Raw genomic sequence first — 13,729 nt, 5'->3', positions numbered from 1 at the left:
CTCGCCCACCCCAGCGCCGGTGCGTCCGAGGGCCTGTCATGTCGCTAGGCCCGCGCCTCGAATTCCGCCAGACCCAGGCACTGGTGATGACGCCGCAGCTGATGCAGGCCATCAAGCTGCTGCAACTCTCCAATCTCGACCTCGTCGCCTATGTGGAAGCCGAACTCGAGCGCAATCCGCTGCTCGAGCGCCAGACCGAGCCGGAGCACGAGCCGGTTGCCGAGCATGGCGGCGAACACGGCCACCCCGAACACGGCCTCGATGAGCCGCCGGCCGCCCAGCACGGCGACGGCGAGGTCCGTGCCTCCGACTGGATGGAAGACCGGCTGGAATCCAGCCAGACCATTGCCGACCGGCTCGACACCGGCCTGGAGAATGTCTTCCCCGACGATTCCGGCCGCGAGAGCGCGACGCCGACCGCCAGCGACAGTGCGGCCTATTCGGAATGGGCCGGCGTCGGCTCCGGTGGTCGAGACGATGACGGCTATAATCTCGAGGCCTTCGTGCCTGCCGAGACCACGCTGGCCGACCATCTGGAGCGCCAGCTTATGCTCGCCGTCACCGATCCGGTGCTGCGGCTGATTGGCCATAACCTCATCGACCTCATCGACGAGGCCGGCTACCTCACCGCCGATCTGGCCGAGGTGGCGGAGCGGCTAGGTGCCCCGGTGGGGGCGATGGACACCGCCCTGGGACTTATCCACAGCTTCGATCCGCCCGGCATCGGTGCGCGCACGCTGTCCGAGTGCCTGGCCATCCAGCTGAGGGAGCGCAACCGCTTCGACCCGGCCATGGCGGCATTGCTTAACAATCTGGAATTGCTGGCGAAACGCGATTTCGGCCAGCTCCGACGGCTGTGCGGCGTCGATGACGAGGACCTTGCCGAGATGGTGGCGGAAATCCGCCGCCTGAACCCCAAGCCCGGCCTCGCCTTCGGCTCCGGCCATGTGCAGCCGGTGGTGCCGGATGTGTTCGTGCGCGGCGCGCCGGATGGTTCCTGGCTGGTGGAGCTGAACTCCGACACCTTGCCGCGCGTGCTGGTCAACCAGGCCTATTATTCCCGGGTCCACAAGACCACGCGGAACGATCGCGAGAAGGCCTTCCTCACCGACTGCATGCAGACCGCGACCTGGCTGACCCGCTCGCTGGACCAGCGGGCGCGCACCATCCTGAAGGTCGCCACCGAGATCACGCGCCAGCAGGACGCGTTCCTCACTTTGGGCGTGCAGCATTTGCGGCCGCTGAATCTGCGCATGGTGGCCGACGCCATCGGCATGCACGAATCCACCGTCTCGCGCGTGACGTCGAATAAATACATGGCGACGCCACGCGGAATCTTCGAGATGAAATATTTCTTCTCGTCCTCCATTGCCTCGGCTGATGGCGGCGCCGCGCATTCGGCCGAATCAGTGCGCTTCCGCATCAAGCAGATGATCGATGCCGAGAGCGCCGACGACGTGCTCTCCGACGATACGCTGGTGCAGCGGCTGCGCGAGGCCGGCATCGACATCGCCCGCCGCACCGTGGCCAAGTATCGGGAAGCCATGCGGATTCCCTCGTCGGTACAGCGCCGGCGCGAGAAACTGGCGAGCCTCGCCGGGAGCTAGGTACCGGCCCGGGCCGGGCAAATGGCCGCTTTGAACAGGTGATCCGGGGGTATTCAGAGGTCGACTTTTTTGTGTCCGTTGACACATTCCCTCGCGGCTCCTACCTGTTAAAGGCGCCGGCCGGGCAAGTTGGGGGTTCGGGCGAGGCGCCGCATGAAAAGCCGGTAACGGCGGCAGGCGGCTTCGCCCAGATAAGGGACGAGTCACGATGCCGCTGCGCGTTTCGGGTAAGAATCTCGACGTCGGCGAGGCATTGCGGCAACGGGTTTCCGACCGTATTGCCGATGCCTTGGGCAAATATTTCGATGGCGGCTGGTCCGGTCACGTGACCGTCGCGCGGGAAGGTTCCGGATATCGTTCGGACTGTGCGCTCCATCTCGACAGCGGGACGGTGCTGCAGGCCCATGGCGATGCCCAGGACCCGTATTCCAGCGCGGACGCCGCGGTGGAGCGCATCGAGACACGATTGCGCCGCCACCGGGAGCGCTTCAAACGCCATGCAGGCGCCACCACCGCGACCGGAGAGCGTCCGCCGACCAGGGACGAACTGGCGGCGCTGACGGTGCTGGAAGCGCCGGGCGAGCACGACGTGGATGGCTTCGAAGGCTGGAGCCCCACCGTCGTCGCGGAGGCCACCACCAGCCTGCCGAGCCTCGCGGTCAGCGATGCGGTGCTGGAGCTGGATTTCACCGGCTGCTCGGTGCTGGTGTTCCGCCATGCCGGGCATGGCCGCATCAATGTCGTCTATCGCCGCGCTGACGGCCATGTCGGCTGGGTCGATCCCCCGGCCGCCCGTACGGACGATATCAATTGAGCCCTCATATGTTCAGCACTGCCGTCGCCACGGGCCTTAAGCGGCCCGGCGGCGGCGCTTTCACGCGCGGGCGCGAAGGCGCCGATCACCTGGTGAGCGCCCATGCCCCTCAATGACATACTGACCACGGCGTCGGTCTTCCCTGCGCTGCGGGTCGGCAGCAAGAAGCAGGCGCTGCAGGAGCTCTCGGCTCGCGCCGCAGAGCTCCTGAAACGCGACGAGCGCGAGATCTTCGAAACGCTGAACCAGCGCGAGCGGCTCGGCTCCACCGGGGTGGGGAACGGCATCGCCATCCCCCACGGCAAGCTCGCCAAGATGGACCGGCTGTTCGGCATCTTCGCCCGGCTCGACAGGCCGATCGATTTCGAGGCGCTGGACGGCGAGCCGGTGGACCTCATCTTCCTGCTGCTGGCGCCCGAGGCGGCCGGCGCCGACCACCTGAAGGCGCTCGCCCGCATCGCCCGCCTGCTGCGCGACCATGAGGTCGCCAACAAGCTGCGCATGACACGCGACCCCTCCGTCATTCACGCCATATTGACCGGCACCGCCGCCTCCGACGCGGCCTGACCAGTATTTGCCTCCCCCGCTCGCGGGCCCGCGAGGGGGAGGGGGACCTTCAAGGCGTGATGGCCACCTTCAGCACGCCGTCGCGCTGATGCGCGAACAGGTCGTACGCGGCCTCGATCTCGTCCAGCTTGAAGCGGTGCGTCACCAGCGGCTTGAGGTCGACCCGGCCGGACGCCACCACATCCATCAGCCGTCGCATGCGCTCCTTGCCGCCGGGGCAGAGCGTGGTGACGATCTTGTGGTCGCCGAGCCCGGCAGCGAAAGCGCCGAGCGGGATCGTCAGGTCGCCGGAATAGACGCCGAGGCTGGAGAGCGTGCCGCCGGGCCGCAGCACCTTGAGCGCGGCCTCGAAGGTCGGCTGCGTGCCGAGCGCCTCGATCGAGGCATCGACGCCGCGGCCATCGGTCAGCGCCATGATCTGCTCCACCGGATCGCCGGCGCGGAAGTCGACCACATGGTCGGCGCCGAGCCGCCTGGCGATGGCAAGCCGCTCGGGGACCGTGTCGACGCCGATGATGGTGGTGGCGCCCTTCAGCTTCGCACCCGCCACCGCGCACAACCCGATCGGCCCCAGCGCGAACACCGCCACGGTGTCGCCGATGCGGATTTCCGCGCTCTCCGCGCCCGAGAAGCCGGTCGACATGATGTCCGGACACATCAGCACCTCCTCGTCGGAGAGATGGTCCGGCACCGGCGAGAGATTGGCGAGCGCGTCGGGCACCAGCACATATTCGGCCTGCGTGCCGTCTATGGTGTTGCCGAACTTCCAGCCGCCCATGGCCTTGAAGCCGTGCCTGGTGCCGGCGCCGTCCTGCGAGCCGCAGCCGCACAGGCAGGCATAGGAATGCCCGCTCGGCGTGATGGCGCCGACAATGACGCGCTGGCCTTCGCGATAGCCGCTCACCGACGAGCCCAGCTTCTCGATGATGCCGACCGGCTCGTGGCCGATGGTGAGCCCCTTCGCCACCGGATATTCGCCCTTGAGAATATGCACGTCGGTGCCGCAGATCGTGGTGGTGGTGACGCGGATCAGGGCGTCGAGCGGGCCGACGTCGGGGACAGGCTTCTCGTCGAGCACGATGCGCCCGGGCTCGACAAAGATGGCGGCCTTCATCTTCGGCATGGCAATCTCCTCGCTTGCATGTGCGGAGAAGGTCTCCCGCGGCAGCGGCGGGGGCCATGACCTCGATCAAGGATACCGGAACCACGTCATCCTGAGAGGCTGACCCGCAATTGCAAGAACGAGCGTCATTCCCGGCCTTGTGCCGGGGATCTCGATTCAGGGCAGCGCGTCAGAGACCGAGATGGCCGGCACAAGGCCGGCCATGACAGGGGAAATGGCGCATTTCACTTGCCATGGTCGAATTACGAACCAGGCTCTGGGGTGCTCGGGCAAGGCCCGAGCCTCGAACGATGCTCGTTGCCGGTTGCCCTATTGGAGCATCGTTCGAGGCTCGCTGACGCGCGCGCCTCAGGATGACGTGGCTATCGGCAGTCAGCCCAGCCCGCGCTCGGCCAGCAGCCGCACCACGGCGGCGCGCAGGTCGGCGATGCCTTCGCCGTCGCGGCTCGAGGTCGGGAACACGATGGGGAAGGCCGCCGGCCGGCGCGCCAGCGCCGCCTGGGTCTCGGCGATGCGCGTTTCCAGTTCGCCCTTCTTGAGCTGGTCGGCCTTGGTCAGCACGATGGCGTAGGACACCGCCGCCTTGTCGAGCCCGTCGAGCACGCCGAGATCGATCGGCTTCAACCCGTGCCTGGAATCGATCAGCACGAAGACGCGAGCGAGATTGGCCCGGCCGCGCAGATAGGCGTGGATGGTGTCGGTCCAGGCCTCGACCTTCTCCTTCGGCGCCTTGGCGAAGCCGTAGCCCGGCATGTCCACGAGGGTCAGCTGCGGGCCGAGGCGGAAGAAGATCAGTTCCTGGGTGCGCCCCGGCGTTACCGAGGTGCGGGCCAGCGCCTTGCGGCCGGTCAGCGCATTGACGAGGGTCGACTTGCCGACATTGGAGCGCCCGGCGAGCGCGATCTCGATGCCGGCCATGCCGGGCAGCACGTCGACGGTCGGCGCGGCGGCGATGAAGTTCCACTCGCCGGCGAACAGCTTGCGCCCGGCCTCGATCTCCTCGGCCGAGAAGGCGTCCGGCGAGGAGGGCTCCTCGCCGGTAGTGGTGTCGTTGGTCATGTCGCCTTCGGCTTCTTGCGGCCGAACAGCTCACGCACATTGTCCCACAATTCCACCTTCACGCCGTTGCGGCGCATGATGATGGACTGCTGGAGCACCGAGAGCGTGTTGTTCCAGGCCCAGTAGATGACGAGGCCGGAGGCGAACGAGCCCAGCATGAAGGTGAAGATCAGCGGCATCCAGTCGAAGATCATCTTCTGCGTCGGATCCGGCGGGGCCGGGTTGAGCTTCATCTGCGCCCACATCGTCATGCCCATGATGATCGGCCAGACGCCGAGCAGCAGGAAGTGGCCGATCACCGGCACCTGGCCGGGATCCCACGGGATCAGGCCGAACAGGTTGAAGATGGTGGTGGGGTCGGGCGCCGAGAGGTCCTTGATCCAGCCGAAGAACGGCGCGTGCCGCATTTCGATGGTGACGAACAGCGTCTTGTAGAGCGCGAAGAACACGGGGATCTGGATCAGGATGGGAAGACAGCCCGCGATCGGGTTGATCTTCTCCTTCTTGTAGATCTCCATCATCTCCTGCTGGAGCTTCACCTTGTCGTCGCCAAAGCGCTCGCGCAGCGCCTGGATCTCCGGCTGCACCGCCTTCATTTTCGCCATCGAGGCGTAGCTCTTGTTGGCGAGCGGGAAGAACAGGCCCTTGATCAGCACGGTGACGATCAGGATGGCGACGCCGAAATTGCCGACGCCCTTGTAGATCCAGTCGATCAGCAGGAAGAGCGGCTTGGTGATGAAATAGAACCAGCCCCAGTCGATCAGCAGGTCGAAGCGGTCGATGCCGAGCGAGCTCTTGTAGCCGTCGACGACGCGCACTTCCTTGGCACCGGCGAACAGCCGGCCGCCGGCGGCGGCGGTGGCGCCCGGCGCGATGGTGACGGTGTCGCCGAGGAAATCGGTCTGGTAGGCGAAGTCGGTGCCGAGCGTCGAGGCGGAGAAGCGCGCCTGCACCTTCTCCTCATTGCCGGGGATGACGGTCGCCGCCCAATATTTGTCGGTGATGCCGAGCCAGCCGCCGGTGGAGGGGAAGGTCTCGCTCTTCTTCTCGGCGATGTCCTTGTACTTGATCTCGTGCAGGCCGGCGTCCGAGGTGACGCCGATCAGGCCCTCATGCAGGATGTAGTAGCCCAGCGTGTGCGGCGTGCCGTGGCGCGAGATCAGCGCGAAGGGGTTGAGGCTGACCGGAGCGGTGCCGGTGTTCTGCACCTCGTCCTTCACGTCGAACATGTAATTGTCGTCGACCGAGACCGTGCGGCGGAAGGTCAGGCCCGCGCCATTGTCCCAGGTCAGCACCAGCGGGGTCTTGTTGGTGAGGGTGGCGCCGGCCGGGGCGGTCCACACCGTCTCCGAGGTCGGCACCTTCACATTATTGGCGCCGCTGACCCAGCCGAACTCGGCATAGAACGGCGTCGGCCCGCCGGAGGGCGAGAGCAGCACGATGATCGGGCTCTTCGGGTCGACCGTCTCGCGATAATCCTTCAGCGACAGGTCGTCGATGCGCCCGCCCTTCAGCGCAACGGTACCGACGACGCGCGGCGTGTCGATGGCGACGCGCGGCGACAGCGCGAGCGCTTCCGCACGGGTGAGAGCCTTCGCCACCGCCGGCGCGGTGGTCGGCGGCGTGCCGCTGGCCGGGGCGGGAGCCTGTGCGCCGGGGACCTGGGCGGAGGTTTCAGTGCCGGGCGCCTGCTGCTGGGCGGCCTGCTGCTGCGCCTGCTGTTGCTGCGCGGCCTGGCGCTGGCGCTCCATTTCCGGAATGCCGGAGAAGTACTGCCAGGCGACCAGGACCGCCATCGACAGCACGATCGCCAGGATCATGTTGCGGTTTTCACTCGTCATGCGCAGCTACTCCGTCGGCGCGCGGGCGGCTGGGGGCGGCCTCCCGCTTGTGCCGGCCGCCTGCGTGCAGGCGGGCGATTCCCCGTTCCAGGTCGCGTATAAGGTCGGCGAAGCGCGCGCTTATGACGGCCCGCCGGGCGACGATCACATAATCGAAACCGGGGCGGCCGGCACGCGGCAGGGCGTCGCGCACCGCGGCGCGCAGCCGGCGGCGGATGCGGTTACGCTCCACCGCATTGCCCTGCTTCTTGGAAACCGTGAGGCCGATGCGCAGGCTGCCATTGTCACCGCGTTCGCGGGCTTGCAGCAGCATCGGACCGGAGTTCGCCCGCAGCGCCGCAGCGGCGGCGAGGAAGTCCTTGCGCTTGACGAGCCGGTCCATGGTAGGCGCCGCTCCTCAGGCTGGGGTGGCGAGCGCGCTCCGTCGAGATCAGGCGGACAGGCGCTTGCGGCCGTGCGACCGACGGGCGGCGATGATCTTGCGGCCGTTACGGGTCGCCATGCGCGCACGGAAGCCGTGGCGACGCTTGCGCACGAGCTTGCTGGGTTGATAAGTGCGCTTCACGGGTCAGTCTCCGCAGTTGTTTGTTCCGCCTGGGCCGGCTGCCCTTTCGACGCGCGGGCTCCGCGATTTCTCGCGACGCGCCTACGCAAAAGCGGGGGGCAACCCGGTCGCCGAGCGTCCGAGGTTGGCGGGCTTATAGGGGTGGGGTGGCGCCAAGTCAATCGTTCCGTCATCCCGCGGACATGAACGAAGAGGGTGCTCGGGCAGGCCGTTCCTGCACGTCCGCCACGCTCGCGCCAATAAAATGTGCGACCTCACCGATCACGATATGGCGAACCGCGTTGCGGGCGCCTAGGTAGTGGTGAGATGGACGCCCGTTCGGAACCTGTGAACCGGACCGAATCCTTCCCGGCGGGCGACCCGCCGCCGGAGGGGGCGCCGCGCGTGCGCAAGCGCCGCCTGCCGCATATTGGCCTGTCCGGCAAACTGCTGCTCTTCACCCTCGCCTTCGTGCTGCTGGCTGAGGTGATGATCTATGTGCCCTCCATTGCCGTCTATCGCCTGAACTGGATCTCCGACCGCCTCGCCGGCGCCCGCACCGCGGCCCTCGTGCTCGATGCCGCACCCGACGGCATGGTCTCGCCACAGCTCACCCGCGAACTGCTGCACAGCGTCGGCGCCATTACCGTCGCCCTGAAGCGCGACAATACCCGCCGGCTGCTCGCCAGCTCCGACATGCCGCCGGACGTTTCGCACCATACCGATCTGCGTGACATCGGCCCGCTCACCGCGGTGTCCGAGGCATTCGACACGCTGTTCGCCGGCGACGGCCGCATCATCCGCGCCGTCGGCACCCCGCCGCGCGGCGGCGGCTTCGTCGAGATCGTGATCAACGAGACACCGCTGCGAAAGGCGATGCTGCAATTCTCGCGCAACATCCTGCTGGTCTCGCTGGCGATCTCCGCGCTTACCGCGGCATTGGTCTATTTCGGTCTCGCCATGATGTTCGTGCGCCCGATGCGCCGGCTCACCCAGCGCATGATCGCCTTCCGCGAAAGCCCGGAGAGCTCGCCGGTGCCGCCGGAAGAGCCGCGACGGCTCGACGAGATCGGCCAGGCCGAGCGCGAATTCGTCGTCATGCAGAGCCAGATCGCCGATACGCTGCAGCAGAAGAACCACCTCGCCGCGCTCGGCCTCGCCGTGTCGAAGATCAATCACGACCTGCGCAATCTGCTCTCCTCGGTGCAGCTGATCTCCGACCGCCTCGCCGCCATACGCGACCCTGCGGTGCAGCGCTTCGCGCCGAAGCTGGTCGTCGCGCTCGACCGCGCCATCGCCTATTGCGAGCACACGCTGGCCTATGGCCGCGCCCAGGAGCCGCCGCCGGAGCGCCGCATGGTCGAGGTCGCGAGCCTGGTGCGCGACGTGCGCGACACGCTGGGCCTCAGCGAGGCCGGGCAGGAGACGCCGGACGCCCCCACCATCCGCTTCGTCGAATCGGTGGAGCGCGGCCTGACGGTCGATGCCGATCCCGACCAGCTGTTCCGCGTGCTGCTGAACCTCAGCCGCAATGCCGGCGAGGCGCTGGCGGCGCGGGCACCGAACGACCCCGACCGCGACCAGATCCGCGTCACCGGCCGGCGCGAGGGCGCCACCGTGGTGATCGAGGTGGCCGATACCGGGCCGGGCGTGCCGGAGCGGGCGCAGGCGCATCTGTTCGAGCCGTTCCACGGCTCCACCCGTCGCGGCGGCACCGGGCTCGGCCTCGCCATCGCCGCTGAGCTGATGCGCGCCCATGGCGGCGACATAAGGCTGGTGACCGGCACCATCGGCGCCACCTTCCAGCTCACCGTGCCGGACCGGCCGGTGGACCTCGAAGCCCGCCGCATGCGACGCGCGCATGGCTGATGCAATTCCGGGAATATTTCGGCGGATCCTCGTCGCCGCCGCTCTTGGCGCGTGTCTCGTGAGCGCGTGTGCCATCGCCTCCGCCGCCGCCTCCAACGTCTCGATCTCAGGCGACCGGGTGATCGTCGACGGCAAGACGTTCCCGGTGCGCGGCGCAGCCGGCGACGGGCCGCTCATCGAGCTGAAGCAACTCGGCGGCACCACGGTCCGCACCTATGGCGGCGATCCCGGCCCGGCGCTGGACGCCGCCGAGCGGGCCGGGCTGAAGGTGATTGCCGGGCTGTGGCTCGGCCACCCCCGGCTCGGCGCGGATTACAAGGACCGTGCCTTCGTCGAGCGCCAGCTCGCCGAGATCTCCGCCATCGTCGGGAAATACCGCGACCATCCGGCGCTGCTGATGTGGGGCATCGGCAACGAGGTGGAGGTCGACATCAGCGACGACACGCTAATCTGGCCGGCCATCGAGGCGGCGGCCAGGCGGGTGAAGGCTCTCGATCCCGCCCATCCCACCATGGCCGTCGTCGCCGAGGTCGGCAATGACAAGGCCCGCAAGGTGAAGGAACTGGCGCCGCACATCGATGTGCTCGGCGTCAATGCCTATGGCGACGGGCTCTACAGCGTCGGCAGCCGGGCGCGGGAGCAGGGCTGGCTGGGGCCGATCGTCATCACCGAGATGGGCGCGCGCGGCCACTGGCAGGCCGCGACCACGCCCTGGGGCGCGCCCTACGAGCTGACCTCGACCCAGAAGGCCATCGAGTTCCGCCGCTATCTGAAGGCGCTGGGCGATGCCGATATCGGCACGCTGGTGTTTCTCTGGGGGCAGAAGCAGGAAGTGACGCCCTCCTATCACAGCCTGCGCCTAGCCACCGGCGAATGGACCGAGACCGCGGAGGCGATGGCGGAAAACTGGGGCGGCGCTACGCCGGGCGGCAACCACGCGCCGCGCATTGCCGAGCTGCGTTTCGCCCATGATCCGAACGCGCCGTTTGCCTCCTGGCCGGCCGGGCAGGGCGGCTCGGTGCTGCTGAGCGCGAACGATCCGGATGGCGATCCGCTGGATGCGCGCTGGGAGATCATGGCGGAGAGCACGGTGCGTAGCGTCGGTGGCGACGCCGAGGAGCGCCCGCGCTCATTCCCCGCTTCTGTGGACAAATCAGGGCTCACCGGGGCCAGTGTGGGCGCGCTGCCGCCGGGCCGCTACCGCATCTTCATTGAGTTGCGCGATGGGCGCGGGGCGGCGGCGACGGCAAATCTTCCCTTCGAGATACGCTGACGGGGATATTGCATTGCTCGGCGAAACGGGGTAGCTGACGGGCCTCGCGGGGTTCACCCCCGCCGCATCGCCGCCACGGCGACTGCAAAGAGCGCCCGTAGCTCAGCTGGATAGAGCACCAGACTACGAATCTGGGGGTCAGGAGTTCGAATCTCTTCGGGCGCGCCAATTATCTCAAAGACCTAGGTCGATAGCGGTATCTGAAAAATCCGACAGGGCCGCATCAGGGCGGCGCACTCGCTGACAGGGGCGCTTCCGAGGGTGGAGCCCAGCGTCCGGCTCCTCCGCAATGATCTCGGCTCCCTGAAGGCAACGGTTGCACGTTTGCATCGTGCCGGGTGCGCGACAACATCAAGGGATCATTCGGGAGGGGCCGCGCGCGGATCTCGTCTTGGCCTGGCCGCAACACCGGCTCACTCGCGAGACCGGATGCAACTATGCAGGCCGGAACGATCAGAACGCCGCTGATCCTTGCGCCGGCCGGGAGGGCCATGAATTCATTCCGAGAGCCTCGCGCAGCGTGGGCGACGTCCAGCATCGACTCCGCCAGGAGTTTCTCGAGCTTGGGTTCTCGTCCCTCGATCGTCTTCAGCTTGCGAGCGTCGGACGCCTCCATCCCACCGTAGCGGGAGCGCCGATTGTATTACGTCGCGTGGATTACCGAGGGACGGCGCCTACTCATGTCAGGCTTCTACCCGTAGCGCCGCCGGGCATTCAGAGAGCTTCGGCTTTCGTATTCAGTTCTCTTAGCCATTTCAGATTGTTATGGCGGCTTGATTCCGGATCGTTGATCAATCCTTGCGTTATGGCGCTGGCAACGCGCTTGGCGCCGGCCTCGACCTTGAGGTGGGGGTAAAACCCTTCATCGGCGATGCGTTTCGCCGAAACCCTGTAGTCGCGCTGATCCGGGTCCTGGGTCGGAACGTAGGTAACCTGCAAGGATGGGTTGATGCGCTTGAATGTATTCGCGACCTCGGAAATCCGCAGATTCTCGTTCGCGACATTATAGATCATGAAGGAGAGATTTTTCGTCTCCGCAGTGAGCATGAAGGCGCGCGCGCAGTCCTGGACGCTGAGAAACGGGCGCCATTGAAGCCCGTCGCCAAAAACCCTGATCCGGTTATGAAGCGTGCTGTAGAGGCTGAAAACATTGACGACGAGGTCGAAGCGCATGCGCCGGGAGAAGCCGAACAGGGTGCCGCATCTCAGGATCACCGGCCGCCATGATGCGGACGCCAGGCGGAGCAATTCATTCTCCGCATCGTACTTCGACTGCGCGTATATCGTCCGTGGGTTTACAGACGACGTTTCAATGAGTTCGCCGTCATTTTCGCCATAAACCGAGCAGGAAGAGGCAAATACGAAGCGGATACCTCGATCCCTCGCGGCTTTGGCAAGAATCGATGTCGTATAAAAATTCAAAGCATAGGTCAGGCTCGGATATGCCTCTGCCGAAGGGTCATTGGACAGGGCAGCAAGATGGATGATGCAGTCTTGCTTATCAAGGAGATCCTCAAGAAACTTCTTATCGGAGTTTATGCGTGTGAGATCACTGCCAATCAACTCCATTTGCGACGTTAATCCACGCAAATGGCTGAGGCCGAAGTACCCGATGTCAATGACGCGAACGTTGTGACCGCGCATCAATAAATTGGGAACAAGGACAGAGCCGAGATATCCTGCCCCGCCTGTTACGAGTATATTCATGACAATTCACGCTCAAAATGGCATAAGTGTTCAGTTACGTAGCCCATTTGCTCGTCGGTAATGCTCGTATAGAAAGGAAGGGTCAAAACTCTTCGCGATAAGGATTCAGTTTGGGGAAGTTTTCGCGTTGAGAAGGTCTTGAAATATTCCTGCTCATGAATCGGCGGGTAGAAGTAAGACCGTGTCTCGATCCCGTTGTCGCCGAGATAGCGCGTGAGGCGATCGCGATAGCCGGGGTCGCTTTCCTCGGGAACAAGGACCGTGAAATCCTTGATGGTGTGAATGGTGTCTTCCGGCCATTCGATCAACCCGAATTGCGTATTTTCGGCTATAATTTTCCGGAAGTTACGTGCTTTTACCTGGCGAATCTCGAGTAATTCGTCAATGTGTTGAATATTGTGTAGTCCAATAATGGCGTGGAATTCACTCATTTTCCCATTAACTCCGGAAAAGTGAGCGTTATAGTTCGATGAAATTCCATAATTTCGCATGTTGCGAATCCGATTTGCGGTCGCCGGATGCTTTGTCGCAACCAATCCGCCCTCAACGGCTACCAATACCTTGGTCGCGGAGAGTGAAAAGACCTCCATATCGCCGAACGAGCCAACCCTGCGGCCATCCTGCGCGGAGCCAAATGCGTGCGCAGCGTCAAAGATCAGGGAAATTTTCTTGTTTCTACGTTCCGACGCGGCGGAGACTATTCTTTCGAGATCCGACGCCTTCGCCGGAAGCCCATACATATGAACGGCGATAACGGCTCCGACATCGTCATGCTCGGAAAGCAGACGTTCGACGTCATCTATGGAAACATTCAGATCATCTTCGACTTCGGCAAATATCGGAATGCCGCCGGCATAAAGTACCGCCTGGGCCGTCGCGACGAATGAGAAGCTCGGAATAATCACTTTCTCTCCGGGCTGAAGTCCCAGCGCCTGCAGCCCGAAAATGAGGCTGACCGTACCAGATGAGAGGGAGACCGTTTCAACGCCCAGGTATTCATGCGTCTTTGCTTCGAAATCCCTCACAAATTTTCCGAAATTTGTGATCTTCCCGTTTCTCAAAATTTCGTCGAAGGAGTCTTTGACCTGATCGATGCGTGGCAGATCGGGATTAATCAACGGTATTTTCAATGTATAGCACACACGCTTAGAGTTGCTTACGCAGAAGGTAAATTCTCAGTATGTTGCGATGCAAGGTAGCTATTAGTGTGACGTCTCGTCAATATGTAAAAATCTTCGCGCCAGATGAGACGAATCGAAAATGTTGAGGATTTTGTAATTATCTTTGTTGGACGCAGAAGCTGCGAATGAATTGTGTTGAATAGT

General features: G+C 64.7%; 12 protein-coding genes, 1 tRNA gene and 1 pseudogene. 6 read left to right on the top strand and 8 right to left on the bottom strand.

The genetic code is table 11. The annotated features are described in order from the left end of the window. The first annotated feature begins 38 nt into the window (after window positions 1-38). From rpoN to ptsN, 3 genes are all read left to right on the top strand, one after another. Window positions 39-1,607 (top strand): RNA polymerase factor sigma-54, encoded by a 1,569-nt coding sequence (gene rpoN / locus G3545_RS11960; protein WP_170012829.1) that lies wholly within the window; start codon window positions 39-41, stop codon window positions 1,605-1,607. Window positions 1,608-1,815: 208 nt separating this feature from the next. Continuing rightward, window positions 1,816-2,421, top strand: a complete 606-nt coding sequence (raiA, locus tag G3545_RS11955; protein WP_170012827.1) for a ribosome-associated translation inhibitor RaiA — start codon at window positions 1,816-1,818, stop codon at window positions 2,419-2,421. Window positions 2,422-2,523: 102 nt separating this feature from the next. Beyond that, window positions 2,524-2,988 carry a PTS IIA-like nitrogen regulatory protein PtsN gene (gene ptsN, locus G3545_RS11950; protein ID WP_170012825.1) on the top strand — a complete coding sequence of 155 codons (465 nt, stop codon included), beginning with the start codon at window positions 2,524-2,526 and terminating at the stop codon, window positions 2,986-2,988. A 49-nt stretch (window positions 2,989-3,037) separates the two neighbouring features. Here ptsN and G3545_RS11945 read toward each other — a convergent pair whose 3' ends face one another. The 5 genes from G3545_RS11945 to rpmH all read right to left on the bottom strand — a co-directional run bounded on the left by G3545_RS11945 (window position 3,038) and on the right by rpmH (window position 7,576). Then, on the bottom strand, window positions 3,038-4,111 hold the full coding sequence (locus G3545_RS11945) for an NAD(P)-dependent alcohol dehydrogenase (protein ID WP_170012823.1): 1,074 nt from the start codon (window positions 4,109-4,111) through the stop codon (window positions 3,038-3,040). 372 nt (window positions 4,112-4,483) lie between these two features. Next, window positions 4,484-5,170, bottom strand: coding sequence for a ribosome biogenesis GTP-binding protein YihA/YsxC (yihA, locus tag G3545_RS11940; protein ID WP_170012821.1), 687 nt, complete (start codon window positions 5,168-5,170; stop codon window positions 4,484-4,486). Next, window positions 5,167-7,011 (bottom strand): membrane protein insertase YidC, encoded by a 1,845-nt coding sequence (gene yidC / locus G3545_RS11935; protein ID WP_170012819.1) that lies wholly within the window; start codon window positions 7,009-7,011, stop codon window positions 5,167-5,169. The genes yihA and yidC overlap by 4 nt, the downstream gene beginning before the upstream one ends. Continuing rightward, window positions 7,001-7,393 carry a ribonuclease P protein component gene (gene rnpA / locus G3545_RS11930; protein WP_170012817.1) on the bottom strand — a complete coding sequence of 131 codons (393 nt, stop codon included), beginning with the start codon at window positions 7,391-7,393 and terminating at the stop codon, window positions 7,001-7,003. The genes yidC and rnpA overlap by 11 nt, the downstream gene beginning before the upstream one ends. 48 nt (window positions 7,394-7,441) lie before the next feature. Continuing rightward, entirely contained in the window at window positions 7,442-7,576 is a 135-nt protein-coding gene (gene rpmH, locus G3545_RS11925) for a 50S ribosomal protein L34 (RefSeq protein ID WP_170012815.1), read from the bottom strand. A 306-nt stretch (window positions 7,577-7,882) separates the two neighbouring features. Between rpmH and G3545_RS11920 the strand changes: the two genes are divergently transcribed. From G3545_RS11920 to G3545_RS11910, 3 genes are all read left to right on the top strand, one after another. Further along, window positions 7,883-9,424, top strand: coding sequence for a HAMP domain-containing sensor histidine kinase (locus tag G3545_RS11920; protein WP_170012813.1), 1,542 nt, complete (start codon window positions 7,883-7,885; stop codon window positions 9,422-9,424). Between the two features lie 58 nt (window positions 9,425-9,482). Next, the gene (locus G3545_RS11915) at window positions 9,483-10,697 is read left to right on the top strand and encodes a glycosyl hydrolase (protein WP_246702792.1); all 1,215 of its coding nucleotides are present in this window, start codon (window positions 9,483-9,485) and stop codon (window positions 10,695-10,697) included. A 91-nt stretch (window positions 10,698-10,788) separates the two neighbouring features. After that, window positions 10,789-10,865, top strand: a tRNA-Arg gene (locus tag G3545_RS11910). A 355-nt stretch (window positions 10,866-11,220) separates the two neighbouring features. Here G3545_RS11910 and G3545_RS29685 read toward each other — a convergent pair. The 3 genes and pseudogenes from G3545_RS29685 to G3545_RS11900 form a co-directional block, all read right to left on the bottom strand. After that, window positions 11,221-11,349 (bottom strand): annotated as a pseudogene (locus tag G3545_RS29685) (IS3 family transposase); the annotation flags it as partial. 62 nt (window positions 11,350-11,411) lie between these two features. Beyond that, entirely contained in the window at window positions 11,412-12,404 is a 993-nt protein-coding gene (locus G3545_RS11905) for an SDR family oxidoreductase (RefSeq protein ID WP_170012809.1), read from the bottom strand. Beyond that, complete coding sequence (locus G3545_RS11900) at window positions 12,401-13,522, bottom strand: DegT/DnrJ/EryC1/StrS family aminotransferase (protein WP_170012807.1); 1,122 nt, start codon at window positions 13,520-13,522, stop codon at window positions 12,401-12,403. The genes G3545_RS11905 and G3545_RS11900 overlap by 4 nt, the downstream gene beginning before the upstream one ends. Between the last annotated feature and the right edge of the window lie 207 nt (window positions 13,523-13,729).

It is taken from the genome of Starkeya sp. ORNL1, assembly GCF_012971745.1.
Taxonomy (GTDB): domain Bacteria; phylum Pseudomonadota; class Alphaproteobacteria; order Rhizobiales; family Xanthobacteraceae; genus Ancylobacter.
The sequence above is the reverse complement of the archived record's forward strand: the minus strand, read 5'-3'. Positions and strand labels throughout refer to the sequence as shown.

Excerpts from the sequence above, each read along its gene's own strand:
- rpoN (WP_170012829.1), top strand. The coding sequence starts at position 39 with ATGTCGCTAGGCCCGCGCCTCGAATTCCGCCAGACCCAGGCACTGGTG.
- raiA (WP_170012827.1), top strand. The coding sequence starts at position 1,816 with ATGCCGCTGCGCGTTTCGGGTAAGAATCTCGACGTCGGCGAGGCATTG.
- ptsN (WP_170012825.1), top strand. The coding sequence starts at position 2,524 with ATGCCCCTCAATGACATACTGACCACGGCGTCGGTCTTCCCTGCGCTG.
- G3545_RS11945 (WP_170012823.1), bottom strand. The coding sequence starts at position 4,111 with ATGCCGAAGATGAAGGCCGCCATCTTTGTCGAGCCCGGGCGCATCGTG.
- yihA (WP_170012821.1), bottom strand. The coding sequence starts at position 5,170 with ATGACCAACGACACCACTACCGGCGAGGAGCCCTCCTCGCCGGACGCC.
- yidC (WP_170012819.1), bottom strand. The coding sequence starts at position 7,011 with ATGACGAGTGAAAACCGCAACATGATCCTGGCGATCGTGCTGTCGATG.
- rnpA (WP_170012817.1), bottom strand. The coding sequence starts at position 7,393 with ATGGACCGGCTCGTCAAGCGCAAGGACTTCCTCGCCGCCGCTGCGGCG.
- G3545_RS11920 (WP_170012813.1), top strand. The coding sequence starts at position 7,883 with ATGGACGCCCGTTCGGAACCTGTGAACCGGACCGAATCCTTCCCGGCG.
- G3545_RS11905 (WP_170012809.1), bottom strand. The coding sequence starts at position 12,404 with ATGAATATACTCGTAACAGGCGGGGCAGGATATCTCGGCTCTGTCCTT.